Annotated in this window: 25 protein-coding genes; 4 read left to right on the top strand and 21 right to left on the bottom strand. The window is 66.6% G+C overall.

Features of this window, described 5'->3' with window-relative positions; translation table 11 throughout:
* Window positions 1-112: 112 nt before the first annotated feature.
* The 11 genes from AC1IQ6_RS01735 to AC1IQ6_RS01685 all read right to left on the bottom strand — a co-directional run bounded on the left by AC1IQ6_RS01735 (window position 113) and on the right by AC1IQ6_RS01685 (window position 10,674).
* Entirely contained in the window at window positions 113-931 is an 819-nt protein-coding gene (locus AC1IQ6_RS01735; protein ID WP_485866544.1) for a helix-turn-helix domain-containing protein, read from the bottom strand.
* Between the two features lie 443 nt (window positions 932-1,374).
* A complete protein-coding gene (locus tag AC1IQ6_RS01730) occupies window positions 1,375-1,800 on the bottom strand; it encodes a F0F1 ATP synthase subunit epsilon (protein WP_043543081.1) in 426 nt (141 codons plus the stop codon).
* Window positions 1,801-1,809: 9 nt separating this feature from the next.
* Window positions 1,810-3,210, bottom strand: a complete 1,401-nt coding sequence (atpD, locus tag AC1IQ6_RS01725; RefSeq protein WP_102773204.1) for a F0F1 ATP synthase subunit beta — start codon at window positions 3,208-3,210, stop codon at window positions 1,810-1,812.
* Between the two features lie 37 nt (window positions 3,211-3,247).
* Window positions 3,248-4,153 carry a F0F1 ATP synthase subunit gamma gene (atpG, locus tag AC1IQ6_RS01720; RefSeq protein ID WP_102773203.1) on the bottom strand — a complete coding sequence of 302 codons (906 nt, stop codon included), beginning with the start codon at window positions 4,151-4,153 and terminating at the stop codon, window positions 3,248-3,250.
* 98 nt (window positions 4,154-4,251) lie between these two features.
* Window positions 4,252-5,793, bottom strand: a complete 1,542-nt coding sequence (gene atpA, locus AC1IQ6_RS01715) for a F0F1 ATP synthase subunit alpha (protein WP_102773202.1) — start codon at window positions 5,791-5,793, stop codon at window positions 4,252-4,254.
* A gap of 28 nt (window positions 5,794-5,821) precedes the next feature.
* Window positions 5,822-6,361, bottom strand: a complete 540-nt coding sequence (locus AC1IQ6_RS01710; RefSeq protein ID WP_102773201.1) for a F0F1 ATP synthase subunit delta — start codon at window positions 6,359-6,361, stop codon at window positions 5,822-5,824.
* A 12-nt stretch (window positions 6,362-6,373) separates the two neighbouring features.
* Window positions 6,374-6,844 (bottom strand): F0F1 ATP synthase subunit B, encoded by a 471-nt coding sequence (locus tag AC1IQ6_RS01705; RefSeq protein WP_013391129.1) that lies wholly within the window; start codon window positions 6,842-6,844, stop codon window positions 6,374-6,376.
* Window positions 6,845-6,987: 143 nt separating this feature from the next.
* On the bottom strand, window positions 6,988-7,230 hold the full coding sequence (atpE, locus tag AC1IQ6_RS01700) for a F0F1 ATP synthase subunit C (RefSeq protein WP_003815363.1): 243 nt from the start codon (window positions 7,228-7,230) through the stop codon (window positions 6,988-6,990).
* Window positions 7,231-7,349: 119 nt separating this feature from the next.
* Window positions 7,350-8,231 carry a F0F1 ATP synthase subunit A gene (gene atpB, locus AC1IQ6_RS01695; protein WP_102773200.1) on the bottom strand — a complete coding sequence of 294 codons (882 nt, stop codon included), beginning with the start codon at window positions 8,229-8,231 and terminating at the stop codon, window positions 7,350-7,352.
* Between the two features lie 84 nt (window positions 8,232-8,315).
* Window positions 8,316-8,753 (bottom strand): ATP synthase subunit I, encoded by a 438-nt coding sequence (locus AC1IQ6_RS01690; protein WP_102773199.1) that lies wholly within the window; start codon window positions 8,751-8,753, stop codon window positions 8,316-8,318.
* Between the two features lie 385 nt (window positions 8,754-9,138).
* Window positions 9,139-10,674 (bottom strand): DUF1254 domain-containing protein, encoded by a 1,536-nt coding sequence (locus AC1IQ6_RS01685; RefSeq protein WP_102773198.1) that lies wholly within the window; start codon window positions 10,672-10,674, stop codon window positions 9,139-9,141.
* Between the two features lie 95 nt (window positions 10,675-10,769).
* On the opposite strand from AC1IQ6_RS01685, the gene AC1IQ6_RS01680 reads away from it, so the two are divergent.
* On the top strand, window positions 10,770-10,949 hold the full coding sequence (locus AC1IQ6_RS01680) for a hypothetical protein (RefSeq protein ID WP_485865714.1): 180 nt from the start codon (window positions 10,770-10,772) through the stop codon (window positions 10,947-10,949).
* Here the strand turns inward: AC1IQ6_RS01680 and AC1IQ6_RS01675 are convergent.
* The gene (locus tag AC1IQ6_RS01675; protein WP_485865713.1) at window positions 10,936-11,712 is read right to left on the bottom strand and encodes an enoyl-CoA hydratase; all 777 of its coding nucleotides are present in this window, start codon (window positions 11,710-11,712) and stop codon (window positions 10,936-10,938) included. The two genes, AC1IQ6_RS01680 and AC1IQ6_RS01675, sit on opposite strands and share 14 nt — an antisense overlap.
* 51 nt (window positions 11,713-11,763) lie before the next feature.
* Here AC1IQ6_RS01675 and AC1IQ6_RS01670 point away from each other — a divergent pair, with 51 nt between their 5' ends.
* Window positions 11,764-13,533 (top strand): M61 family metallopeptidase, encoded by a 1,770-nt coding sequence (locus AC1IQ6_RS01670; protein WP_111826096.1) that lies wholly within the window; start codon window positions 11,764-11,766, stop codon window positions 13,531-13,533.
* A 25-nt stretch (window positions 13,534-13,558) separates the two neighbouring features.
* On the opposite strand, the gene AC1IQ6_RS01665 is transcribed toward AC1IQ6_RS01670, so the two are convergent.
* A complete protein-coding gene (locus AC1IQ6_RS01665) occupies window positions 13,559-14,446 on the bottom strand; it encodes a LysR substrate-binding domain-containing protein (protein ID WP_485865712.1) in 888 nt (295 codons plus the stop codon).
* Window positions 14,447-14,565: 119 nt separating this feature from the next.
* Here AC1IQ6_RS01665 and AC1IQ6_RS01660 point away from each other — a divergent pair, with 119 nt between their 5' ends.
* On the top strand, window positions 14,566-15,525 hold the full coding sequence (locus AC1IQ6_RS01660; RefSeq protein WP_111826098.1) for a Bug family tripartite tricarboxylate transporter substrate binding protein: 960 nt from the start codon (window positions 14,566-14,568) through the stop codon (window positions 15,523-15,525).
* 83 nt (window positions 15,526-15,608) lie between these two features.
* On the top strand, window positions 15,609-16,370 hold the full coding sequence (locus AC1IQ6_RS01655; protein ID WP_485865711.1) for a maleate cis-trans isomerase family protein: 762 nt from the start codon (window positions 15,609-15,611) through the stop codon (window positions 16,368-16,370).
* An 11-nt stretch (window positions 16,371-16,381) separates the two neighbouring features.
* On the opposite strand, the gene AC1IQ6_RS01650 is transcribed toward AC1IQ6_RS01655, so the two are convergent.
* From AC1IQ6_RS01650 to urtC, 8 genes are all read right to left on the bottom strand, one after another.
* Complete coding sequence (locus AC1IQ6_RS01650; RefSeq protein WP_111826100.1) at window positions 16,382-17,011, bottom strand: ANTAR domain-containing response regulator; 630 nt, start codon at window positions 17,009-17,011, stop codon at window positions 16,382-16,384.
* Window positions 17,011-18,165, bottom strand: a complete 1,155-nt coding sequence (locus AC1IQ6_RS01645; protein WP_111826101.1) for a transporter substrate-binding domain-containing protein — start codon at window positions 18,163-18,165, stop codon at window positions 17,011-17,013. Before AC1IQ6_RS01645 ends, AC1IQ6_RS01650 begins: the two co-directional genes overlap by 1 nt.
* A 97-nt stretch (window positions 18,166-18,262) precedes the next feature.
* The gene (locus AC1IQ6_RS01640) at window positions 18,263-20,236 is read right to left on the bottom strand and encodes a nitric oxide reductase activation protein NorD (RefSeq protein ID WP_485865710.1); all 1,974 of its coding nucleotides are present in this window, start codon (window positions 20,234-20,236) and stop codon (window positions 18,263-18,265) included.
* Window positions 20,237-20,238: 2 nt separating this feature from the next.
* Window positions 20,239-21,045, bottom strand: coding sequence for a CbbQ/NirQ/NorQ/GpvN family protein (locus AC1IQ6_RS01635; protein WP_111826103.1), 807 nt, complete (start codon window positions 21,043-21,045; stop codon window positions 20,239-20,241).
* A 70-nt stretch (window positions 21,046-21,115) separates the two neighbouring features.
* A complete protein-coding gene (locus AC1IQ6_RS01630; RefSeq protein WP_111826104.1) occupies window positions 21,116-22,153 on the bottom strand; it encodes an aliphatic amidase in 1,038 nt (345 codons plus the stop codon).
* 25 nt (window positions 22,154-22,178) lie between these two features.
* A complete protein-coding gene (gene urtE, locus AC1IQ6_RS01625; protein WP_111826105.1) occupies window positions 22,179-22,868 on the bottom strand; it encodes an urea ABC transporter ATP-binding subunit UrtE in 690 nt (229 codons plus the stop codon).
* A 14-nt stretch (window positions 22,869-22,882) separates the two neighbouring features.
* Entirely contained in the window at window positions 22,883-23,644 is a 762-nt protein-coding gene (gene urtD, locus AC1IQ6_RS01620) for an urea ABC transporter ATP-binding protein UrtD (RefSeq protein ID WP_485866543.1), read from the bottom strand.
* Window positions 23,645-23,676: 32 nt separating this feature from the next.
* Window positions 23,677-24,723, bottom strand: coding sequence for an urea ABC transporter permease subunit UrtC (gene urtC, locus AC1IQ6_RS01615; protein ID WP_111826106.1), 1,047 nt, complete (start codon window positions 24,721-24,723; stop codon window positions 23,677-23,679).
* Window positions 24,724-24,725 lie beyond the last annotated feature (2 nt).

Below are 24,725 nucleotides of genomic sequence, written 5' to 3'. Positions count from 1 at the left end.
TATCCTCGATGATCGGAAGCCGTGATTTTACTTCCCCCCGGGCAGCCGGGCGCCGCCGCCTTCAGCGGCCGGCTTGCCCGCGCGCAAGCGCGCGCGCATGACGCGCCAGGAACTAGTCCCGATGCGCCTGCGCGGCCTGCCGGTAGGGCGCGGCCTCGATGCCGTGCTTGCGCATCAGGGCCCAGAACGCGCGCCGGTGCTTGCTGCACGCGCGCGCCGCCTGCGCCACGTTGCCGCCGTGGCGCGACAGGGCGTGGCGGATGTAGTCGCGCTCGAAGCCGTCCACCACACGCGCCTTGGCGGCGCGGAACGGTTCCAGCGCGCCGCGGTGCGCGTGATGGCGCGGCCCGGCCCAGCCGTGCTCGGCCGGCGCGCCCGACGGCCGCTGGCGGGCTGCGCCCGGCCGGCAGCGGCCCGCGGCGGCGGCAGACGCCGCGCCATAGGCCGCGGCGGGTTCGCGCAGCGCATCGCGCCCCGCCGCCGGCCTGGCCAGGCGGCCCAGGCGCACGCGCAGGCTTTCCAGGCACACCGGCTGGGTCATGAAATCCCAGGCGCCCAGGCTGAGCAGGTCTTCGATGGCCGGCGCCTTGACCTCGTGGACCAGCAGGAGCAGCGGCGTATTCAAGGCCGCGCGCGCCTGTTGCAGCGCCATGCGGGTCCAGGCCAGCGTCGCGGGCGCCACCGGCAGGATGCAGACGTCGTAGCGCGTGAGCGCCACCGCCATGCGCGCCAGCGCAAGCACGTCGGGACCTTCGGGAACCGCCACGGCCAGGGCCGGGGGATGAGGATGCGCCGCGACGGGCGCGTAGCGCAGCGCGGTCAGCGACACCGGATGCAGCCGCAGGCGCGTGGCGCGCACCGGATGGCGCTCTACCCAGCCGCGCATCGCGGCCTCGTGGCCTGGGGCCAGCAGCACCCCGCAATCCAGCACGTCCCGCACGCCGCCTCCCTGGTTTGATTCGACTTGACCGAAGGCTACCGAAGCCGGCCGGGCGCGGCTATTCGTATTGAACGCAATGAGGGAGGTGGACGCCGGGGAGAGGACGATTGGGGCGTAGGATGGGTGCAGCGCGAGAATTCTTAAGCAAGAACCCTGATGCTGAACGCGCGAAACCCATCGGGCGGCGAGAGCCGCCGGTTTTCGTGGCAAGTCCAAATGCCCAAATGCCGGCTTGCGCCGCCTGATGGGTTACGCGCGTTCAACAACCGGTTCTTGCCGCGAGCTTGCCGCGCTACACCCATCCTACATTCAACACGCGCCATCCAACACGCGCCGCTCAACAGGCCCCATTCAACGACCGACAACCAACCGAGCGTCGGATAAAAAAAGCGGCCCCGAAGGGCCGCCTTTTACGCGCGGAGCATTACTGCCGCTTAGTGCGAACGGCCGCCTTGGCGCAGCTTGCGCGCCGCGATGGCTTGCGCAGCCAGCATGGCGAGCTCGGCTTCGACGACGGCGATGTCCGCCTTGTCCTTGGCGTTGGCCAGGGCCTCTTCGGCCTTCTGGCGCGCTTCCAGGGCGCGGGCTTCGTCCAGGTCGGCGGCGCGGATGGCCGTATCGGCCAGAACCGTCACGCTGCCCGGTTGCACTTCCAGAATGCCCCCGGCGACGAAGACGTTTTCCTCGCCCTGGTCGGCACGAACGATCTTGACCGTGCCGGGGCGGATGCGCGAAATCAGCGGGGTGTGGCCGGGCAGAATGCCCAGTTCACCCGACTCGCCAGGCAGGACCACGAACTTCGCCTCACCGGAGAAGATCGCTTCCTCTGCGCTGACCACATCGACATGCAGGGTAGCCATAGTGGATCCTTATTGCAGTTTCTTGGCCTTCTCGAAGGCCTCGTCAATCGTGCCGACCATGTAGAAGGCCTGCTCGGGCAGCGAATCGCATTCGCCGTTGACGATCATCTTGAAGCCGCGGATGGTTTCGGCCAGCGGCACGTACTTGCCCGGCGAACCCGTGAACACTTCGGCCACGTGGAACGGCTGCGACAGGAAACGCTGGATCTTACGGGCGCGGGCCACGGCCTGCTTGTCTTCCGGCGACAGTTCGTCCATGCCCAGAATCGCGATGATGTCGCGCAGTTCCTTGTAGCGCTGCAGCGTCTGCTGCACGCCACGGGCCACGGCGTAGTGCTCTTCGCCCACGACTTGCGGGTCGAGCTGGCGGCTGGACGAATCCAGCGGGTCCACGGCCGGGTAGATACCCAGGGCGGCGATGTCACGCGACAGCACGACGGTGGAGTCCAAGTGCTGGAAGGTGGTGGCGGGCGACGGGTCGGTCAAGTCGTCGGCAGGCACGTACACGGCCTGGATCGAGGTGATCGAGCCGGTCTTGGTCGAGGTGATGCGCTCTTGCAGCACGCCCATTTCCTCGGCCAGCGTGGGCTGGTAGCCCACCGCCGACGGCATACGGCCCAGCAGCGCGGACACTTCGGTGCCGGCCAGGGTGTAGCGGTAGATGTTGTCGACGAAGAACAGGATGTCGCGGCCTTCGTCGCGGAACTTCTCGGCCATCGTCAGGCCGGTCAGCGCCACGCGCAGACGGTTGCCCGGGGGTTCGTTCATCTGACCGAACACCATGGCCACCTTGTCCAGAACGTTCGACTCTTCCATTTCGTGGTAGAAGTCGTTGCCTTCGCGGGTACGCTCGCCCACGCCGGCGAACACCGACAAGCCGCTGTGCTGCTTGGCGATGTTGTTGATCAGTTCCATCATGTTGACGGTCTTGCCCACGCCGGCGCCGCCGAACAGGCCGACCTTACCGCCCTTGGCGAACGGGCAGACCAGGTCGATAACCTTGATGCCGGTTTCCAGCAGTTCCACCGAGGGCGACAGTTCGTCGAACTTCGGGGCGGACTGGTGAATGGCGCGCTTTTCGTCGGACTGGATGGGACCGGCTTCGTCGATGGGACGGCCCAGCACGTCCATGATGCGGCCCAGGGTGCCGTGACCGACGGGCACCGAGATCGGCGCGCCGGTGCGGGCCACGGCCATGCCGCGGCGCAGGCCGTCGCTCGAACCCAGGGCGATGGTGCGCACCACGCCGTCGCCGAGCTGCTGTTGCACTTCCAGCGTCAGACCCTTTTCGGCGAACGAGGAACCCTCGTCGGCCAGGGTGAGCGCTTCGTAGATCTTGGGCATTTCATCGCGGGGGAACTGAATGTCCACCACGGCGCCGATGCACTGAACGATGGTTCCGTTGCTCATGTCGATTCCTTGATATTTTGACGGGATACTGCCCGGCTTACACCGCGGCAGCGCCCCCTACGATTTCCGAAATTTCCTTGGTGATCGCGGCCTGGCGGGTCTTGTTGTAGACCAGCTGCAGGTCGCCGATGACCTTCTTCGCGTTGTCCGACGCCGCCTTCATGGCGACCATACGAGCGGACTGTTCCGAGGCCATGTTCTCGGCCACGGCCTGGTACAGAAGGCCTTCGACGTAGCGCTGCAGCAGATCGTCGATCACGCTCTTGGCGTCCGGTTCGTAGATGTAGTCCCAGCTGTAGTCGGACTTGATCTCGGCCGTCGGTTCCAGAGATTGCGCGCCCGACTGGAACGGGTCGTCCAAACCGGAGGCCAGCGGCAGCAGGCGCAGGAACACCGGCTCCTGCTTCATCGTGTTGATGAAGCGCGTGGTCGCCACGTAGAGCGCGTCGATGCGGCCTTCGAGGTAGTCGTCCAGCTGGACCTTGATGGCGCCCAGCAGGCGGTCCAGGTCGGGCTTGTCGCCGAGCTGCACTTCCTGCGACACCAGCTTGGCGCCGATACGGGTCAACAGGCCGAGGCCCTTGTTGCCGAATGCGGTCGCCTGCGCCTTGATGCCCTTGGCCTCGAATTCCTTGAGGCGCGACAGCGTCAGACGGCTGATGTTGGTGTTCAGGCCGCCGCACAGGCCCTTGTCGGTCGTGACCAGCACCACGCCCACCGACTTGACTTCACGTTCCTGAAGGTAGGGGTGGTTGTATTCCGGGTTGGCCTGCATCAGATGCGCGGCGATCTCGCGCACCTTGGTGGCGTACGGACGGCCCGCGCGCATCCGCTCCTGCGCCTTGCGCATCTTGGATGCGGCGACCATTTCCATCGCCTTGGTGATCTTGCGCGTGTTCTGCACGCTCTTGATCTTGGTTCGGATTTCCTTGATTCCGGGCATTGCGCTTTCCTGTTGAGACGGCTGGCGGGCTCGGCTTCACGCCGCTCCCGCCCTACCGTAGGATGGGCTCGCGCCCATCGACTACGCCAGACCTTGCCTTAAAAAGCACCGTGCTTCTTGAAATCCTGGAGCGCGGCGGCCAGTTCGGCGTCGTCGTCCTTGGACAGTTCCTTGGTGTCTTCGATGCGCTGGATCAGGGCGGCATGCTTGGCCTTGAGGTGGTCCTTGAAGGACTTCTCGAAGGACAGCACCTGGGCCACGTCCACGTCGTCGAGGTAGCCGTTGTTCACGGTGTACAGCGACACGGCCAGTTCCCACACCTGCAGCGGCTGGTATTGCGGCTGCTTGAGCAGTTCGACCACGCGCTTGCCGCGCTCGAGCTGGCGACGGGTGGCGTCGTCCAGGTCGGAGGCGAACTGCGCGAAGGCGGCCAGTTCACGGTACTGCGCCAGGTCGGTACGGATACCGCCGGACAGCTTCTTGATGACCTTGGTCTGGGCGGCGCCGCCGACGCGCGACACCGAGATACCGGCGTTGATGGCGGGGCGGATACCGGCGTTGAACAGGTCGGTTTCCAGGAAGATCTGGCCGTCGGTGATCGAGATCACGTTGGTCGGAACGAAGGCGGACACGTCGCCGGCCTGCGTTTCGATGATCGGCAGCGCGGTCAGCGAGCCGGTCTTGCCCTTGACGGCGCCGTTGGTGAACTTCTCGACGTACTCTTCGTTGACGCGAGCGGCGCGCTCCAGCAGGCGCGAGTGCAGGTAGAACACGTCGCCCGGGTAGGCTTCGCGGCCCGGCGGACGGCGCAGCAGCAGCGACACCTGGCGGTAGGCCCAGGCCTGCTTGGTCAGGTCGTCATAGATCACCAGGGCGTCTTCGCCGCGGTCGCGGAAGTATTCGCCCATCGTGCAGCCGGCGTAGGCGGCCAGGTACTGCATGGCGGCCGAGTCGGAGGCCGAGGCGGCCACGACGATGGTGTATTCCATGGCGCCGTGCTCTTCGAGCTTGCGCACCACGTTGTTGATGGTCGACGCCTTCTGGCCGATGGCGACGTACACGCAGGTGACGTTCTTGCCCTTCTGGCTGATGATGGTGTCGACGGCGACGGCGGTCTTGCCGGTCTGGCGGTCGCCGATGATCAGCTCGCGCTGGCCGCGGCCGATCGGCACCATGGCGTCGATAGCCTTGGTGCCGGTCTGCAGCGGCTGCGACACCGAGCGGCGGGCGATAACGCCGGGGGCCACTTTCTCGATGATGTCGGTTTCTTTGGCGTTGATCGGGCCCTTGCCGTCGATCGGCAGACCCAGCGTGTTGACCACGCGGCCGCGCAGCTCGGGGCCGACGGGCACTTCCAGAATGCGGCCGGTCGTCTTGACCTGGTCGCCTTCGGACACGCCGGTGTAGTCGCCCAGAATCACGGCGCCGACGGAGTCGCGCTCGAGGTTCAGTGCCAGACCGAAAACGTTGTTGGGGAACTCGAGCATTTCGCCCTGCATCACGTCGGACAGGCCGTGGATGCGGGTAATACCGTCGGTCACGGAGACGACGGTACCTTGGGTACGAACATCAGTCGAAGCGCCCAGGCCCTCGATGCGGCTCTTGAGCAGTTCGCTGATCTCGGAGGGATTGAGTTGCATATTGACTCCTGGAATCCTGTTAGTTGCCTTAAGCGGCGAGCTGGTCGCGCATGCGGGCCAATTGGGCTTGTACGGAAGTATCGAGCACCTGGTCCCCGACGGCCACGCGCACGCCGCCAATCAACGACGGGTCGACAGTGACGCTGGGCTTGAGCTTGAGGCCAAATTTTTGTTCGAGCGCGGCCACCAGTTCTTGGACCTGGGCGTCGCTCAGCTCGAACGCGCTGGTGATTTCCGCCTGCGCCGTGCCGTCGTGACGATTCCGCAGCGCCGCGAATTGCGTGGCGATGTCGGGCAGCAGCAACAGCCGGTCGTTCTCGACCAGCAGCGCGATGAAATTGCGGGCGGCTTGCGGCAGTTCGGCCTTGATCAGGCCGGTGAACAGCTCGACGCGCTGCTTGTCGCCCAGACGCGGATCGGCCATGGCCTCGCGCACGTCGGGGTTGGAGGCAACCTGCGACATTTCACCGACCAGGTCGGACCAGGCCGGCAAGCCGGCCTTGTCGTCGCACGCCGCGCTGAAGAGCGCCTCGGCGTAGGGCCGGGCAACAGTGGAAAGTTCAGCCATGGCGGTCCCGGATTAAAGCTGCGCGCGAAGCTGGTTGAGCAGCTCGGCGTGCGCGCGGGCGTCAACCTCGCGCTTGAGGATCTGTTCAGCACCCTTCACGGCCAGCGCTGCGACGTCGTCGCGCAGCAGGTCGCGGGCGCGCTGGACTTCCTGCGCGGCGTCCTGGGCAGCCTGGGCCACGATACGGGCGCGTTCGGCTTCCGCTTCGCGGCGGGCCTGCTCGATCAGGGAGGCGGCTTGCTTTTCGGCCTCGATGATGCGGGCGTGGTTTTCGGACTTGGCAGAAGCCTCGATCAGACTGACGCGCGCCTGGGCCTGGGCCAGATCGGCCTTGCCCTTCTCGGCGGCGGCCAGGCCGTCGGCGATTTTTTGGCGGCGCTCGTCCATCGCCTTCGTCAGAGGAGGCCACACGAATTTCATCGTGAACCAGCCCAGAACGAAGAACACGAGCATCTGGAAAATGATCGTCGCGTTCAGATTCACGGTCGTTCCTTTAACACCTTTCGGCTCCGGCTGCGCCCGGGACGGGGCTTACGGAGCACTCGATACTTTGCTGGGCGGCGATGCGCGGTAGTCCTGCACCGCCGCCAGCGTCATGACCCGCCTTTTCGCCGGCGGGCGGTGCCTTAGCCGACGAACGGATTGGCGAAGGCGAACAGCATGGCGATACCCACGCCGATCAGGAATGCCGCGTCGATCAGGCCAGCCAGCAGGAACATCTTCGTTTGCAGAGCGTTCATCAGCTCAGGCTGACGAGCCGAGGCTTCCAGATACTTGCCGCCCATCAGTGCGATGCCGATGCAAGCGCCGATAGCGCCCAGACCGATGATAAGACCGCAAGCGAGGGCAACGAAAGCGACGTTGGTCATGACAACTCCTTGGTTAGAAATCTGAAGTCAAAAAATTGAAAAATAAGGGGTACAGCTCAATGCAAGAAAATCTTGCTATCCCACGCTGGCCGGATGACCAGCGCGGGAAATCCGGGGGATCAGTGGCCTTCGTGAGCCTGGCCGAGGTAAACCAGCGTCAGCATCATGAAGATGAAGGCCTGCAGCAGGACGATCAGGATGTGGAAGATCGCCCAGATCGAGCCGGCCAGGATATGGCCCAGGCCCAGGCCGATGCTGGCGCCGTTGAAGCCGGTCCAGGCGCCGCCCAGGAGGGCGATCAGCATGAAAATCAGTTCGCCGGCGAACATGTTGCCGAACAACCGCATGCCCAGCGACACGGACTTGGCGGCGTATTCGATCAGGTTCAGCAGCAGGTTGAACGGAGCCAGCAGCAGCGCGCCGATGCCGTGCGCGTGGAAGGGCGCGGTGAACAGTTCCTTGACGAAGCCGCCCGGGTGCTTGATCTTGATGCCGTAATAGAACATCAGCAGCAGCACGCCCAGCGACATGCCCATCGGCACGTTCAGGTCGGCGGTCGGCAGAATGCGGTGGTAGTAGAGCGGGTCGCCGTGCTCGGCGCCCAGGCCGGTCAGGCGCCAGATCGAGGGCAGCAGGTCGACCGGCAGCAGGTCCAGCGCGTTCATCAGGACGATCCAGAGGAACACGGTCAGGGCCAGCGGGGCGATGAACAGGCGGCTCTTGGCATTGTGGACGATGCCCTTGGCCTGGTCGTCGACCATGTCGACGATCATTTCCACGAAAGCCTGGAAACGGCCCGGCACGCCGCTGGTGGCGCGGCGCGCGGCGCGCCACAGGAAGAAGACGACGATCAGACCCATCAGGCCGGACCAGAACAACGAGTCGTAATTGATGATGTCGAACTGAGCGATAGCGCTCTGTTTCTCGCCCGTATTGTTCAGATGCACCAGGTGGTGCTGAATATACGCAGACTGAGGCGACACGTCGCTGGCAGCAGCCATTTGAATCCTACCCTATTTGCTGTATGCCCGGCCCTTGCGAACCGGACGATTCCACGATTTCGTTTGCCGCAAACCTGCTCGGCGCTAAGACAACTTGCGGAACATCATAAGCAGGAGATAACCCTTCAATGTGAGTATCAAACCGAGCAGCGCGGCAGGCCATACGAGGCTGTCCTGCGCCACACGCGAAAGCAGCCACAACAGCAGCGCCGTTGCGAACAGCTTGATCAACTCACCAGAGAGAAAGGTAAAGGGACTGGCTTTACCGGCCCGAACGCTGACCGCCAGGCGCAATGCGAACAACGCATTGGGTATGAAATACGCTCCCGCCCCCGCCAGCGCCGACCAACCTGCCGCCGCCCCTCCGACAACCCCCGCAATTACCGCCGCTGCGAGCCCCATGGCGCCCTGCGCAGCCAGTGCCAACAAGAGCCCACGGCTCGCTTGAGCATTCAGCGCCGCACGGTCCGCGTCGCTAAGTACCAGAACTTTTTCCGTGGCGCCCTGGTCCAACACTTCCATACCGTGGCTCCCAACCGGACCCTGCCGCATATTTTGCTGCATGGAGTTCTGTTGCATCAAACTTCCCCGCGTAAGCCGCAAAGCCCCGTAAGCCTTCTTGCTCCGTAAGCCTTCCTGCTCTCAATCTTGCTCTTGCCAGAACCGGCGCATTCGGCTTTTGGATATCGACGCGTATTTACGCCCAATACCCTCTCAACCAGCCGCCAAGTGTTCTTACCCCGCAAGCGTCAAACTCGCAGAGTATAGCTTGATTCTTTTTACCCGAGCAAATGAACTTTCGGCCGTTTGTAAGGTGTAAACAACGGTCGGCGCCGCCGTGAAAAGCGGGCGCCCGGCGCCCCCAGAGGAGACGCCGGGCGCTGTTCGCGGCCCTGCGCGGACGGGCTCAATCCTCCTTGACCGGCGGTGGCGCCCACTGGCCGTCCAGCGCGGTGTCCTGCGGCCAGTACAGGCGCATGCTGAGCAGGAACGGCGCGTCGGCCGCGGGGCTGGCGAGCCAGTTGGAGCGCTTGCGCTCGCCGGGGTCGCGCTGCTGGATGTAGATGTCCAGCGAGCCGTCGGCGTTGTACTTCAGGGCGTCGGTGCTGCGCAGCACGTAGCGGTTGGCGGGGTTGTCGGCAAAGCCGTGCTTGTCGTCGTAGACGTGCAGCGACCAGTACGCGTTGGCCGGCGGCAGCTGCCCCTTGTCGAAATGCAGCACGTAGTCCTCGTCGGAGTTCAGCGGCCGGCCCTTGGAGTCAACCATCGTCACCGGATACAGCACGTCTTCCGGCGTGGGCGCGCCCAGGCCGGCGTAGGCGATGGCGGCGCGGCGCGTGTAGTCCGTGCCGTAGGTGCCGATGCCCGACAGCACGGTGTTCCAGCCATTGAGCGGCGTGGCCAGGCGCGACACGTTGTCGGCGATGCGGCGCCCCGCCAGCGGCTGGGCGTCGGCCAGCGCCTGCTGCACGGCCGGGCTCAGGCTGCCGTAGGAGAACGGCCGCCGGCTGTCCAGCCCGATGCGGCGCATGCGGTCCAGCATCGGCGTGTCGTTGGCATGCGGCGGGTTGTTGCGCAGCAGGTCGAAGAACAGGCCGAAGAAGGCGGCGGCGTCCATGCTCGCGGCCTGCTCGGCCGGCGTGCCGGCCGGCAGCGCCGGCATGGGCGCGCGCAGCCCGCTGCCGATGGGCGCGGCGCCCACGCCGGGACCGGTCTGCGGATACACGCTGCCGTCGCCGCGCGCGCGGGTAGTGCGCGTCATGGGCACGGCCAGCGGATTGGCGGTCATGCCGGCCTGGATCTGGTTAACCGCCGCGTAGTCCTGCGGGCCGGCCGCCTGGGTCCAGCCGATCAGCCAGCCGGTGGCCGTCGGGCTGCGGATCACGTCCATGCCGGCCGGCGTCGCGCCCTGCCAGTCGGGGCCGACGATGACGAACGATTGCGCGCCGCGGCCGTTGGTGCGCGAGCCGCGCGAGGCGAACACGTCGCTCCACATGTCCAGCGCCGACAGCACCGAATAGCGTTCGCCCGTGGCCGGCAGGTTCACCACCAGCGGCGCCCGCGACACGTCGAACCACAGGCTGGAATACAGCGCGTCGGCGCTGGGCCACGGCGTGTCCCCGGCGCGCGGGTCGGGATACGAGGCCTTGTGGCCGAACTGGTTCATCGGCGCCTTGCCGTCCAGCGGGCTCTGCACCGCCGTGGCCTGGCGGCGCGCCAGCTCCATCAGCACCATGGGATAGGCGTAGACGTAGGCGTCGATGGCGGTGTCGCGCAGCTCCTGCTCGCTCATCTGCGGCGCGGGCGCGGCCTGCGGGGTTTCGGACACCAGCCGCAGCGTGGAGCGCGGCGCCTGAGCCTGGACGGCGGTGGCGAGGCCGGCGCTGAGCGCGCCGGCGAGAATTGCGGCGGACCACCGGCGGGTAGCGATAAATGTACGCATGCAAGGCTCCTTCTTGGTGTTGTTCGTTTGAAGGCGAGCCGCCGCGCGTGACAGGGAGCCAGTTCGGTCCAGCCTCCCTGGCGCGGCACCTCTAGATGACGCCCATCCAGGATATGACCGAACCCGGGGCCCAGGTGCTGACCAAGCGTTTCAAGGCGCAACGCTCGGAAAACGCGTGGTTCAAAATGCAAAAACGCGCCCGGATGGGCGCGTTTTTGCGTGCCGTTCGTGCGCGCCGCGGGGCGCGGCGCGTAACGGGGCTTAACGGTGCTTGAATTCCGGCTTGCGCTTTTCGGTGAAAGCGGCCATGCCTTCCTTCTGGTCTTCGGTCGAGAACAGCGAATGGAACACGCGGCGCTCGAACAGCAGCCCTTCGTTGAGCGAGCCTTCGAAGGCGCGGTTGACGCACTCCTTGGCCATCATCACCGACGGCAGCGACATGGAGGCAATGACGGTGGCCGCTTCCATGGCTTCTTCCATGAGCTTGTCGGCCGGCACCACGCGCGAGACCAGGCCCGCACGCTCGGCTTCCTCGGCGCCCATCATGCGGGCGGTCAGCGCCAGGTCCATGGCCTTGGCCTTGCCCACCGCGCGCGGCAGGCGCTGGGTGCCGCCGGCGCCGGGGATCACGCCCAGCTTGATTTCGGGCTGGCCGAACTTGGCGCTGTCGGCGGCGATGATGATGTCGCACATCATGGCCAGTTCGCAGCCGCCGCCCAGGGCGTAGCCGGCCACCGCGGCGATCACCGGCTTGCGGATGCGCTTGAGCGTCTCCCAGTTGCGGGTGATGTATTCGCTGCCGTAGACGTCCATGTACGACCAGCTTTTCATCGCGCCGATGTCCGCGCCCGCGGCGAAGGCCTTTTCGCTGCCGGTGATGACCACCGCGCCGATGCCGGGATCGGCTTCGAAGGCCAGCAGCGCGGCGCCGAGCTCGTCCATCAGTTGATCGTTCAGCGCGTTCAGCGCCTTGGGACGGTTAAGCGTCAGCAGGCCGACGCGGCCCCGGGTTTCGACCAGTACAAACGACTCGCTCATCACATGTCTCCGATATGGTGTGAAAGTAAGGCTATGAAATAAGATGCGGCTATGGAAAAAGACCAAGCTCCGCCGCTACTTTACCGCCTCGCGCCCTTCGACCCCGCCGGACACCGCTACCGGATAACCCTAACCATCCCCGCGCCCTCTCCGGACGGCCAGCGCCTGTCGCTGCCGGCCTGGATTCCGGGCAGCTACCTGATCCGCGATTTCTCGCGCCAGATCGAATCGCTGGCGGCCTATGCCGGCGCGCGTCGGGTGCCGGTCGAGAAAACGGACAACCACACCTGGCGGGCCGCGGCCTGCGACGGCCCGCTGCGCGTGGAGTACGTGGTCTACGCCTGGGACCTGTCGGTGCGCGGCGCGCACCTGGACGAAACCCACGGTTTCTTCAACGGCACCAGCGTGTTCCTGCGCGTCCACGGACACGAGCACCTGCCCTGCCTGGTCGACCTGGCGCCGCCGCGCGGCATCGAAGGCTGGAAGGTCTACACCAGCCTGCCCGAGGCCCGCGGCCACCGCGGCGCGGCCCGCCGCCACGGCTTCGGCCTGTACCTGGCGCCGGACTACGACGCGCTGATCGACCATCCGGTGGAAATGGGCACGCCGCAGGTCGCCAGCTTCACCGCGCACGGCGCCGAGCACGAACTGGTGTTCACCGGCGTCGCCCCCAACCTGGACCTGGACCGCATCGTCGCGGACGTGCGCAAGATCTGCGAAACCCAGATCGCGTTCTTCGAACCCCGCACCCGCCGCGCGCCGTTCCTGGACAGCGCCGAGCGCTACGTCTTCATGACCATGGTCACCGGCGACGGCTACGGCGGCCTGGAACACCGCGCCAGCACCGCGCTGATGACCTCGCGCAAGGACCTGCCGGTGCTGGGCCAGCAGGGCCAGGGCGAAGGCTACCGCGGCTTCCTGGGCCTGGTCAGCCACGAGTACTTCCATACCTGGAACGTCAAGCGCATCAAGCCGCAGGCCTTCGCGCCCTACGACCTGTCGCAGCCCGATCTGACCCGCCTGCTGTGGGTGTTCGAAGGCTTCACTTCCTACTACGACGACCTGCTGCTGCTGCGCTCGGGCGCCATCACCCGGCCCGACTACCTGCGGCTGCTGGCCAAGACCATCTCCAGCGTGGCGCGCACGCCGGGCCGCGGCAAGCAGTCGGTGGCGGAAAGCTCCTTCGACGCCTGGACCCGCTATTACAAGCAGGACGAGAACTCGCCCAACGCGCTGGTCAGCTACTACACCAAGGGCGCGCTGGTGGCGCTGGGGCTGGACCTGCTGATCCGCAACCAGAGCGCCGGCGCGCATTCGCTGGACGACGTCATGCGCCTGCTATGGGAGCGCTATGGCCGCGACTTCTACCGCGGCAAGCCCCAGGGCCTGCCCGAAGACGGCCTGCCCGCGCTCATCGAAGAAGCCACCGGCGTCGACGCGCGCCGCTTCATCGCGCGCCATGCCTACGGCACGGCCGACGTGCCGCTGGCCGAGCTGCTGGCGCCGCAGGGCGTGACGCTGCAATGGAAGGCGGCGGCCAACATCCCGTCGCTGGACGCGCGCACCCGCAAGCAGGGCGACTCGCTGGCGCTGGCCACGGTGCTGGAAGGCGGCGCCGCGCACAAGGGCGGCCTGTCGGCCGGCGACGTGCTGGTGGCCATCGACGGGCTGCGCGTGGACGCGCCGGCCGGGCTGGACCTGCTGCTGGCGCAGTACCGGCCGGGCGAGCGGGTCACGGTGCACGTGTTCCGCCGCGACGAACTGCGGTCGTTCCGCGTCAGGCTGGCCGCGCCGGACGCCTCGGAGTGCGTGCTGACTTGACGGCCGCTTCCCGGGGCGTCCCGCCTCACGCCTCGCCGTCGCCCATCTGCGCCGCCGTCTGCAGGAAGGTGTCCAGCGCGCGCCGCCTGCCCTGCCGGCGGATGACCGCGTAGACGGTGGCGTCCGAGATCGCGGCGGGCAGGCTGCATACGGCGATGCGGTCGCCGACCTGGCGGCAGGTCGACCGCGGCACCAGCGCCACGCCCATCCCGGCCTCGACCAGCGCCAGCTGTGCCGGCACTTCCGCCACCGTTTGCGCCACCGACGTCGGCAGGCCCGCCTGGGCGCAGATATCGGCGAGGCGGCGCGCGAACGCGGACGAATCCGGCCGCAGCACGACGAAGGCATCGCCCGCAAGGTCTCTCAATTCCAGGCGCTGGCGCGCGGCCAAGGGATGGCGCCGGGGCAGCGCGACCACCAGCGGATCGGGCCACAGAGGCATGGCCTGCAGCGCTTCATCGTTGACCGCCGTGCGCGAAATGCTGACGTCGATGCGATGCCCGCGCAGCGCTTCGAGCTGCGCCGCCGGATTCATTTCGTTGAGCAGCACCGACACCTGCGGATGCTCAGCCGTGTAGCGCGCGATCAGCGCCGGCCCCGGCCCCAGGAAATGCGAGCCCGACAGCCCGACTTCGATGCGCCCCGCCAGCCCCCGGTCTACCGCCCGGACCCGCACGGTGGCGTCCTTCAGGCTCGCCAGCAGGGCGCGCACGTCGTTCAGAAAGGCCTCTCCAGCCTCGGTCAGCGTTACGCGCCGGTTGTTGCGGTCGAACAGCCTGACGTCCAGCTCGCGCTCGAGCTGGGCGATCTGCAGGCTCAGCGGCGGCTGCGAGATATGCAGGCGCGCCGCCGCCCGCGTGAAGTTCAGCTCTTCGGCCAGCACGACGAAGTAACGCAGGTGACGGATTTCCATGGCGGCCGGTTATTTGCAAAAGGTATGAAACCAGATAAAAACTATATTGGAAACTATAGTTCGCAGCGAGCAGAATGAGGCGGTGCCAGAGAGCACACGACAATATCCGGAGACCACCCATGCACAGACTGCTTGCCGCCGCCCTGCTGTCCGGGGCCGCGTTCGGCGCTCATGCCGCCGATGATTTTCCCAGCCGCACGCTGTCCCTCGTCGTTCCCAATCCGCCGGGCGGGCTGGTGGACACGTCCGCCCGCATCGTGGCCGAGCCCCTGGCCGCCGCGCTGGGCAAACCGGTGGTGGTGGAAAACAAGGACGGCGGCAGCGGCAATATCGCCTATCAGTACGTTGCGCGCGCCAAGCCCGACGGCTACACCCTGCTGGTGTCGTATTCGGCCTATCACGTGGGCAACCCCAACCTGACGGCGAATCTGCCCTGGGCGCCCAAGGACTTCGTTCCGGTCGGGCTGGTCACGGTGTCCAGCAACGTGATCGCGGTGCATCCGTCCATCAAGGCCACCAACGTCACCGAGTTCGTGGCGGAGGTCAAGAATTCACCCGGGCGCTTCAACTACGCCTCGCAGGGCGTGGGCTCGCTGTCCCACCTGGGCACCGAGGTGTTCAAGCAGCAGACCGGCGCCGCGCTGTTCCACGTGCCGTACCGCGGCTCGGGCGCCGCCATCCAGGACGTGCTCGCGGGCAATGTGCAGGTCTTCATCACCACGCCGCCGTCGGTGATGGGCCATGTGCAGTCCGGCAAGCTCAAGGCCCTGGCGGTCACCAGCCCCAAGCGCCATCCCATGCTGCCCGACGTGCCCACCACCGCCGAAGCCGGCCTGCCCGGATACCAGCTGGAATCCTGGGTGGCGCTGTTCGCGCCCGCGGGCACGCCGCAGCCCGTCATCGACAAGCTGGCCGCCAGCGTCGAAGCCGCGCTCAAGCAGCCCGCCACGGTGCAGCGCGCCGAGGCCGCCGGCATCGAGGCCCGCTTCGAAGGTCCCGATGCGCTGAACCAGCGCGTCAATACGGAACTGGCCTACTGGCAGCGCACCGTCGCCGCCGCGGGCATCACCGCCGACTGATTCCTACGCCGCAGTGCCCCGCAACCTCGCGTCGCGACGCGAGGGGGGCCTCTTTTCGCCATTTTTTTCCGGGAGCGCCGCCCATGACCATACCCCCTCGCACCCTGCGCATCGGCCAGATCGTGCCCAGTTCCAACACCACCATGGAAACCGAGATTCCGGCAATGCTGCGCCTGCGCGAAACCATCGCCGCCGAACGCTTCACCTTCCATTCCAGCCGCATGCGCATGAAGCAGGTGACCGCCGCCGAGCTGGCCTCGATGGACCGCGAGTCGGACCGCTGCGCGCTGGAGCTTTCGGACGCGCGCGTGGACGTGCTGGGCTACGCCTGCCTGGTCGCGATCATGAGCCAGGGCCTGGGCTACCACCGCATTTCCCAAGAGCGGCTGCACCGGGCCACCGTGGACAACGGCGCGCCGACGCCCGTGATCTCCAGCGCGGGCGCGCTGGTCGAGGGCCTGCATGCCATCGGCGCGCGCAAGGTGTCCATCCTGACTCCCTATATGAAGCCGCTGACCCGCCTGGTGGTGGACTATATCGAGAACGAGGGCATCGAGGTGCACGACAGCCTGTCGCTGGAGATCGCCGACAACCTGAAGGTCGGCGCGCAAGATCCGATGGCGCCCGCCGGGCATGTGGCGCGCCTGAACACGCGCGGCGTGGACGCCGTGGTGCTGTCGGCCTGCGTGCAGATGCCGTCGCTGGCGTCGATCCAGCCGGTGCAGGACCGCCTGGGCCTGCCGGTGGTGACCGCCGCCGCCGCGACGGTCTACCGGATGCTGAAGGTGCTGGACCTGCAGGCGCGGGTGCCCGATGCGGGCGAGCTGCTGACGGGCAAGTACTGAGCGCGCGCCGCCTATTTTCCCAGCGACAGAATCTCGTTGGCGTTGACGATGGCGCTCGCGATCTCCTCGGTGGTCACGCGCTTGTTCATGGCCTGTTCCCGGATCAGGTCGTAGGCCTGGCCTTCGGTGACATTGCGGGTGCGCATGAGGATGCTCTTGGCCTCCGCGATGCGCCGCACGCCCAGCAACTTGCCCTCGAGCTTGCGCAGGCGGCGGGCGTGCGACTTGATGTCGTCGTAGACCTGACGCGCGACCACGAGCGAGGACAACAGCCCGAACGAGCGCACCGGCGACGGCAGCACGGCCTTGGCGCCGATGCGCAGCACCGCCTCGACGATGGTGGGGTTCTCGTAAGTCACGATGGCGATGACCATGGGCGCGTCTTCGCTCTTGGCCCATTCGAAGCCCAGGTCGATCACGTCCGGCCGCACCGCCAGGAACACCGCGTCCAGCCCTTCGGGCAGGGTGGGCGCGGGCGGCCAGAAGGTCTGCACCTGGCAGCCTATCCGCTGCAACTGCTGCGTCAGCTGGCGGCCATCGGCATCGTCCGGATGATAGACGGCTATCCGCAGCGTGCGCAGATCCTTGAGCAGGGAGGGCGTCGCGCGCACCGTGCGCTGTCGGCTGGCGGTCTCCCCCATCAGATCTCCAGCGAGCTCAGGGTGGCCGTCCAGTCGCCCAGCGAATGGGTGACCAGGTACGGATCGGGATGCACGGGCCGCGTGGCCTCGCGCACGATGGTGAACTGGCCCTTGGCGTTGACCCGGCCGACGCGGGGATACAGGCAGGTATGGTGATTGGTGGGATCGATGCGCACGCGCCCCTGGGGCGCCTGGAATTCGCTTTGCAGCACGCGCGGCAGGATCTGCGCGATCTCGTCGGTGCCGGTGTCGCGGAAGGCGTTGGCGAAAATGTGCATCTGGAAATACGCTGCCTCCCAGCACAGATTGGGCACGCTATCGTGGCCGAAACGCTGGCGCAGCCGCTCCAGGCAACGCCGGTTGACCTCGGAATCGATCGACTGGAAATACGGCGCAGAAGTGAAGTGCCCGGCCGCCACCTCGGGCTCCATCTGCGAGATCTCCGCTTCCGAGGTCGTGAGGCTGGCGATGGGCAGGGTCTTGGGGTCGAAGCCCGCGTCGGCGTAGGCGCGGTAAAGGCAGGCCGTCGAGTTGCCGACCACGGTCGAGAAAATGAAGTCCGGACGCTTGTTGCGGATGTCGTCCAGGATTTCCCGGTAGTCGCGCTCGGTCGCGGTCAAGGGCACGTAGCGCTCGCCCAGCTTGGCGCTGTTCTGGCGCTGCAGCACGAGTTCGCCCATGATGCGGTTGGACTCATAGGGATAGATGTAGTCCGAGCCGATGAGGTAGACGCGGGCGCCGAAATTGGCGGTCATGAATTCGGCCAGCTGCACGCTGTTCTGGTTCGGCGCGGCGCCGGTGTAGATGATGTTGTTGGAAAATTCGAACCCTTCGTAGAGCGTCGGGTAGAAGAGCAGCCGGTTCCATTTTTCGACCACCGGAAGCACCGCCTTGCGGCTGCTGGACATGTAGCAGCCGAAGATGACGTTCACCCGGTCCTGCGTGATCAGCTTTTCGGCCAGGACGCTGTAGGTGGCGGGATCGGAGCGCGGGTCGTAGCGCACCGGCACGATCTCCCGGCCGTCGACGCCGCCAGCCTCGTTGATCTCTTCGATGGCCAGCAGCGTGCCCTGCAGTTGGGAACGGCCTATGGTCGATGTGGCCCCCGTTTCAGAGAACAACACGCCTACACGGATGGGATCTTTGTTTGCCATGATCGAGACGCCCGCTGGCGCGGACATCCTTCCTTTGTCGAGGTCAACAGTTTCAGCATAGGCGCATGCGGCGTCAACACGAGGATTCCTGAGGGCGTCATAACATCGCGCCGGTGCAGGCCCGCACCAGCGCCATCGGCAGCGCAGCCGGGTTCGTCACGATCCGGTAGCCGCGGAAACCGAACATTGCGCGCAACTGAGGTTCGGCCCTGGCGTCCAGCGCCACGCAGTACACCCGCAGCCCGCGGGCGCGCAACTCCAGCACCGCCTCGCGCGCATCGTCCACCAGGTAGCGCGGATCGTGGGCGTCCACGTCCGACGGCTCGCCGTCGGTCACGACGATGATGGCGCGGCGCTCGCCCGGCGTGCGCTGCGCCAGCGCGCCGGCATGCCGCAACGCGGCGCCCAGCCGCGTCGAATAGCGGGCCTGGGCCGCGCCGATCGGCTCAAGCGCCGCGGGCGTCGGCACGTCGCCGGTTTCGAGCAGGCGGTAGTAGTACACGGCCGCGCGCGTATCCGAACAAAAACCGTGCACGGCGATGCGGTCGCCTTCGCCCGGCACAGCGTTCGCCAGCAGCACGGCCGCCTGCTTCTCCAGATCCAGCACCGTCGCGCCCGCCTCGGCGGCCAGATCGTTGGCCGACGCCGACAGGTCCAGCAGCACGAGCGTGCTGCATGCGCAGGGCTGACTCCCGGGCCGCATGAAGTAGCGGGCATCCGGCGCCAGGTCCATGCGGCGGTCGATAAGCACCTCGATCGCGGCGTTCAGATCGATATCGTCCCCCTCCCATTGCCGCCTGAGACGGCGCGCCCGGCTCAGGCGGCGCGAACGCGGCAGCGCCAGCCGCGGCGTGCGGGCGGCAGACGCCGCCGCGGCGCCGCTCCATCCCGGCAGCGTCTCGATCACCGTGCACCAGTCGGGCCGGCTGCGGCCCAGCTTGTAATCCCATTCGGGATAGCGGTAGCGGCCTGATTCCACGTCGGCGGCAGCCTCGATCGGCGCTTCGTGCTGCGCGGCGCCGCGCCGTCCGGGCGCCGCGCACTGCGCGCCCAAAGCCAGTTCGGGCGCGGGGTCCGCCGAATCCCCGTAATCCCACAGGTATGCGTTGTCGTCGCGATAGGGAACCGGCACGGCATATTGCCGGGGGTCGAAGCGCACCCGCATCTGCCCCAGGTCGTTGGCCAGGATCGAGGCCAGCCGCCGGAAGGCCGCCGCGTCGCGCAGGTCCGCGGTCTGCGCCTCGAAGAGCCTGCGCGCCTTGTTCACCCAGTGATTGTCGTCGCGCAGGTCCGGATCCATCAGCAGCCGGCTCATGCGCTGGATCAGCGCGGCGAAACCCAGGTCGGCGGGATCCGGCGCCGCCGGCACGAAAGGCCTGAACCAGCGGCGCACGCCGGGATACTCGGCCGCCAGCAGCCGCTCCACCCGCGCATCTTCGATGGCCGACACGACCGCCACGCCCATGGGTTTCAGGCTCCGGACGGGCTGCGCGGCCGTTGAATAGCGCAGGTGGGCCGCCGCGTGCGCCACCGCCGCGCGGTACAGCGACCGCCGGTCGGCGCCATCCAGCACGGTATAGCTGTCCGGCACCAGCAGGTGCGAAGGCGCCAGGACGGGGCGCGACGGCGGACCGTCCAGCGTCGGCCGCCGCAGCGGTTCAACCGCCAGATCCCGGCCCGACAATCCGCACAGCAGCCACGACAGGCTCGCCTGCGCGGCCTCCAGATCCTGCGCGCCGGCTTCCCCGTTCAGGGCTTCGCGCGCGTAGGGATCGCGCAGCTGAAAGTAGGCACGCAGCAGCCTGGGCTGACGCTCGTACCGCCGCAGCCCGGCCAGCATCCATCGCCCCAGCCCGCCGGCCGTAAGCTTCGCCGTCAACCGATCCAGCCGGTCCGCCACGGCCTGGGCGCACTCGGGGTCCTCTACGCGCAACGCCTCGATCCAGCGTCGCGTCTCGGCGGCCTGCCCCTCGCCACTGCGCGCGGCCAGCCGCCGCAGCTTGTCGGCCAGCGTATCGGCCAGGCGCCTGCCGGCCCCGGCCCCCTCCTGCACCGACAGCATGGCTCGCATCGTCATTCCAGGTTGGCGTCGACCAGCGCCCGCAGGGCCGCGGCCATGTCGGGATCATCGGTCAGCGCGCGAGTCATGGTCATGTCACAGCTGTCGGCAGCACTGACGCCGTCGCGGATCAGGATGCCCGCGTAGATCAGCATGCGGGTCGACACGCCTTCGTCGAGCCCATGGCGCTTGAGCTCGCGCGAACTGCGCGCGATGCGCACCAGCCTGCCCGCCAGCGCCGCATCGATGCCCGCCTCGTGCGCCACGATCTCCGCTTCCCGCTCGGCGTCCGGATAATCGAAGTCCAGCGCCACGAACCGCTGGCGCGTGGACGGCTTCAGGTCCTTCGCGCTGCTCTGGTAGCCGGGGTTGTAGGACACGACCAACTGGAAGTCGGGATGCGCCCGCACCACCTCGCCCTTCTTGTCCAGGGGCAGAATGCGCCGCGCGTCGGTCAACGGGTGGATCACCACGGTCGTATCCTGGCGCGCCTCGACGATCTCATCCAGGTAGCAGATGCCGCCGTGGCGCACCGCCAGCGTCAGCGGGCCGTCGTGCCAGGCGGTGCCGGCGGCGTCCAGCAGATAGCGGCCGACGAGGTCGGACGCCGTCATGTCTTCGTTGCACGCCAGCGTGACCAGCGGAAGCCCCAGCTTCCACGCCATGTACTCCACGAACCGCGTCTTGCCACAGCCGGTGGGGCCTTTCAGGATCATTGGCAGCCGGTGCGCGTAGGCATGCGCGTACAGCGCGGTTTCCCGGCCGGTCGGGCGGTAGAAGGGTTCATGCGCAATCCGATAGGTGTCGAGGGGAGACGGCACGGTTCATATCCTTTTCGGCGGCGTCCGGCCGGCTTGGAGCCCGGCCGGACGGGATGGGCGGGGCATGCGCCTAGCGGTGCTTGGACGCTTCGTTGGGAATTCCCTCCATCGGGCATTCCGGCGTGCCGACCGTGGACCGGGTGAAGGATTCGACCATCTTGCGCGTGCCCTCCGGATCCTTGATCCAGTTCGCATAGAAGGTATAGGGGCAGACCGCGACGCCGTTGATCTCTTCGCCGGAATTGATCTTGCCGGTGTATCCGCGATGGACCAGTTTGAACAGGTGGTTCTGCGACTGCATGTTCTTGCGCGCGTCGCGGATTAGGCTGGTCGAGAGCTCCGCGTATTGCACGCCCATGTCTTCCTCGCCGCACTCGCCCAGCGTGCGGCCGTCGAATCCGATGATGGCCGAATGGCCGAAGTAGGAATAGACGCCGTCGAAACCCGCGGCGTTGGCCACGGCCACGTAGACGTTGTTCATCCAGGCCATCGCCTTGGACACCATCACCTGCTGGTCCTTGGCCGGGTACATGTAGCCCTGACAACGCACCACGAGTTCCGCGCCGCGCATGGCGCAATCGCGCCAGATTTCGGGGTAATTGCCGTCGTCGCAGATGATGAGACTGATCTTCAGGCCCTTGGGGCCTTCCGACACATACGTGCAGTCGCCGGGATACCAGCCTTCGATGGGCACCCATGGCATGATCTTGCGGTACTTCTGCACGATCTCGCCCTTGTCGTTCATGAGAATGAGCGTGTTGTAGGGAGCCTTGTTCGGATGCTCTTCGTGCCGTTCGCCGGTCAGCGAGAAGACGCCCCATACTTTGGCCTTGCGGCAGGCTTCGGCGAACACGGCGGTTTCCTCGCCGGGAATGGCCGAGGCGGTCTCGTACATTTCCTTGGCGTCGTACATGATGCCGTGGGTGGAGTATTCCGGGAAAATCACCAGGTCCATGCCCGGCAGCCCCCGCTTCATGCCCACCACCATGTCGGCGATCTTGCGGGCGTTCTCCATCACCTCGGCCCGGGTATGCAGACGCGGCATCTTGTAGTTCACGACGGCCACGCCCACGCAATCGTTGCTGCTGGAGATATCTCCGTGTCTCATGGCAATGCTCCTCGGTAGTTGACGGTCATACCGTCAGGAAAGATCTGACTTTTTCCTGGTCCAGGCTCGTGCGGCACGCCTCGTGCACGATGCGGCCGCGATCTATCACCAGGAACCGGTCGGCCAGGTCCAACGCGAAACCCAGCATCTGCTCCGACACGACGATGGCGAAGCCGCGTTCTTCGCGCAATGCATTCAGGACCCGCGCGATGTCCTTGATGATGGAGGGCTGGATCCCTTCGGTCGGCTCGTCCAGGATCAGTACGCGCGGATTCGATATGAGCGCCCGCGCGATCGCCAACTGCTGCTGCTGCCCGCCGGACAGGTTGCCGCCCTTGCGCCGGCGCATCTCGTGCAGCACCGGGAAAAAGCGGTAGAGGTACTCCGGCACCGCCTTGAGTCCGCTGCGCCCGGCGCCGGTCAGGATGTTCTGTTCCACTGTGAGGAACGGAAAGATCATGCGCCCCTGCGGCACGAAGGCCAGGCCGTTTCGCACGCGCAGGTAGCTCTCCATGCCGGCCAGTTCGACGCTGTCGAGCCGGATGCTGCCCGATCCCGAGGGCAACATGCCGATCAGCGCCTTCAGCAGGGTCGTCTTGCCCATGCCGTTGCGGCCCATGATGGCCAGCGACTCCTTGGGCGCGACTTCGAAGCACACGTCGTGGACGACGTGGGATTCCCCGTAACTCACGTTCAGCTTGTCGATCCGGAACACGGCGCATCCCCTATTCAGTGGCCCAGGTAAACATCCAGCACACGCGGATCGGCCTGCACCTCTGCCACCGTCCCCTCGCTGAGCAGGCGGCCCTGGTGCAGCACCGTGACCTTGTGCGCGATGCGTTTGACGAAGTCCATGTCGTGCTCGATCACCACCACCGACTTGCCGCGCGAGATGCGCACCAGCAGCTCGGCGGTCTGCTCCCGCTCGCGCGGACTCATGCCGGCCACCGGCTCGTCCAGCAATAGCAGCTGCGGGTTCTGCATCAACAACATGCCGATCTCGAGCCATTGCTTCTGCCCGTGGCTGAGGCGGCCCGCCTTCTCGTCCAGCCGGTCGGCCAGGAATACCTGCCCGGCCATGGCCTGGATACAACCGCGGATCTCCGCCGTGCGCCGGAACCGCAGGGAGCGGACGACGCCATGCGCGTTCGGCAGCGAGATCTCGAAGTTCTCCTGTACCGTCAGGTCCTCGTAGACGGAAGGCGTCTGGAACTTGCGTCCGACGCCGGCGCGCACGATGTCGAACTCCGCCATCCTCACCAGGTCGCGGCCCTGGAACATCACGCGCCCCGCGGACGGCCGCGTCTTGCCGCAGATGATGTCCAGCAGCGTCGTCTTGCCCGCGCCATTCGGACCGATGATGACGCGCAGTTCGTCCTGCGCCACGCTCAGGCTCAGGCCGTCCACGGCCCTGAAACCGTCGAACGACACCGTCAGGTCCTCGACGCTGAGGATGGCGCCGAGCGCCGGGCGATCGCTGCTCATGTCCATGGTGGCGGGCTCCTGCAGGTCCAGGGCGGCGCTCATCGCGTGCTCCCCGCGGCGCGGCGCGCCTGAATCTGGCCGAAGATTCCCGCCAGCCCGTTGGGCATGGCCACGACCACCACGATGAAGACCGCGCCAAGAAAATAGAGCCAAATTTCGGGAAACGTCTCGGACAGGTAGGACTTGAGAAAGCCGATCAACAGGGCCCCGATCACTGCCCCGGGGATGGACAGCCGGCCGCCGACGGCCGCGTAGATCACCATCTCGATCGAAGCCACCACCCCGATGGCTCCCGGGGAAATCAAGCCGACCTGCAGCGTGAAGAAGGCACCGCCGATGGAGGACAGCACCGCCGCCACGCAGAAAATGCAGGCCTTCACGTGCGCGGTGTCGTAGCCCGAAAACCGCACGCGGTCTTCGCGGTCGCGGATGGCGATGAGGATCTTGCCCAACCGGCTGCGCACGATCGCCAGCGCCGCCAGCATCGCCACGGCCAGGGCGCCGGCCTCCACGAAATAAAGCGCCAGCTTGCCATCGTCGCCAACGATGTCCCAACCCAGCAGCGTGCGGAAATCGGTGATCCCGTTGGCGCCGCCCGTGTCGCCCTGCTGGCCGACGATCAGCACGGTCAGCGTCATCGCCAGCGCCAGCGTCACGATCGCGAAATACACGCCGCTGACCCGCTTGCGGAAGATTGCCAGCGAAAAGAGGTAGGCGATCGCGGCCGGCAAGACAATGATGAGCAGCAGAGTCAGCGTCAGGGAATGGAACGGCTGCCACCACACGGGCAGGCTCTCCACGCTGCTCCACACCATGAAGTCCGGCAGTTCCGGAGCGGAAGCCTCCAGCTTGAGGAACATGGCCATCATGTAGCCGCCCAGGCCGAAGAAGATGCCCTGGCCCAGGCTGAGCACGCCGCTGTAGCCCCAAGTCAGCACGATGCCGATCGCCACGAAGGCGAACGCCATGTACTTGCCGACCAGATTGAGCCGGAACGGGTCCAGCGCCAGGGGCAGAACGGCCAGGATCAGCGCCGCGACCAGCAGGATCGCGATCTCCTCGGCTTTCCGGTGTAGAGCCTTCATCG

Source organism: Achromobacter sp. MUI-25009338, assembly GCF_057359325.1.
This window is presented reverse-complemented; position numbering and strand designations above follow the sequence as displayed.

Coding starts and splice junctions, on each gene's coding strand:
- urtC (WP_111826106.1), bottom strand. CDS start 24,723: ATGAAGGCTCTACACCGGAAAGCCGAGGAGATCGCGATCCTGCTGGTC.
- AC1IQ6_RS01680 (WP_485865714.1), top strand. CDS start 10,770: ATGACGCCCATCCAGGATATGACCGAACCCGGGGCCCAGGTGCTGACC.
- AC1IQ6_RS01670 (WP_111826096.1), top strand. CDS start 11,764: ATGGAAAAAGACCAAGCTCCGCCGCTACTTTACCGCCTCGCGCCCTTC.
- AC1IQ6_RS01665 (WP_485865712.1), bottom strand. CDS start 14,446: ATGGAAATCCGTCACCTGCGTTACTTCGTCGTGCTGGCCGAAGAGCTG.
- atpB (WP_102773200.1), bottom strand. CDS start 8,231: ATGGCTGCTGCCAGCGACGTGTCGCCTCAGTCTGCGTATATTCAGCAC.
- AC1IQ6_RS01710 (WP_102773201.1), bottom strand. CDS start 6,361: ATGGCTGAACTTTCCACTGTTGCCCGGCCCTACGCCGAGGCGCTCTTC.
- urtD (WP_485866543.1), bottom strand. CDS start 23,644: ATGGACATGAGCAGCGATCGCCCGGCGCTCGGCGCCATCCTCAGCGTC.
- atpE (WP_003815363.1), bottom strand. CDS start 7,230: ATGACCAACGTCGCTTTCGTTGCCCTCGCTTGCGGTCTTATCATCGGT.
- AC1IQ6_RS01660 (WP_111826098.1), top strand. CDS start 14,566: ATGCACAGACTGCTTGCCGCCGCCCTGCTGTCCGGGGCCGCGTTCGGC.
- AC1IQ6_RS01730 (WP_043543081.1), bottom strand. CDS start 1,800: ATGGCTACCCTGCATGTCGATGTGGTCAGCGCAGAGGAAGCGATCTTC.
- AC1IQ6_RS01630 (WP_111826104.1), bottom strand. CDS start 22,153: ATGAGACACGGAGATATCTCCAGCAGCAACGATTGCGTGGGCGTGGCC.
- AC1IQ6_RS01685 (WP_102773198.1), bottom strand. CDS start 10,674: ATGCGTACATTTATCGCTACCCGCCGGTGGTCCGCCGCAATTCTCGCC.
- AC1IQ6_RS01640 (WP_485865710.1), bottom strand. CDS start 20,236: ATGCGAGCCATGCTGTCGGTGCAGGAGGGGGCCGGGGCCGGCAGGCGC.
- AC1IQ6_RS01645 (WP_111826101.1), bottom strand. CDS start 18,165: ATGGCAAACAAAGATCCCATCCGTGTAGGCGTGTTGTTCTCTGAAACG.
- AC1IQ6_RS01690 (WP_102773199.1), bottom strand. CDS start 8,753: ATGGAAGTGTTGGACCAGGGCGCCACGGAAAAAGTTCTGGTACTTAGC.
- AC1IQ6_RS01655 (WP_485865711.1), top strand. CDS start 15,609: ATGACCATACCCCCTCGCACCCTGCGCATCGGCCAGATCGTGCCCAGT.
- AC1IQ6_RS01675 (WP_485865713.1), bottom strand. CDS start 11,712: ATGAGCGAGTCGTTTGTACTGGTCGAAACCCGGGGCCGCGTCGGCCTG.
- atpD (WP_102773204.1), bottom strand. CDS start 3,210: ATGAGCAACGGAACCATCGTTCAGTGCATCGGCGCCGTGGTGGACATT.
- atpG (WP_102773203.1), bottom strand. CDS start 4,153: ATGCCCGGAATCAAGGAAATCCGAACCAAGATCAAGAGCGTGCAGAAC.
- atpA (WP_102773202.1), bottom strand. CDS start 5,793: ATGCAACTCAATCCCTCCGAGATCAGCGAACTGCTCAAGAGCCGCATC.
- AC1IQ6_RS01650 (WP_111826100.1), bottom strand. CDS start 17,011: ATGGGGGAGACCGCCAGCCGACAGCGCACGGTGCGCGCGACGCCCTCC.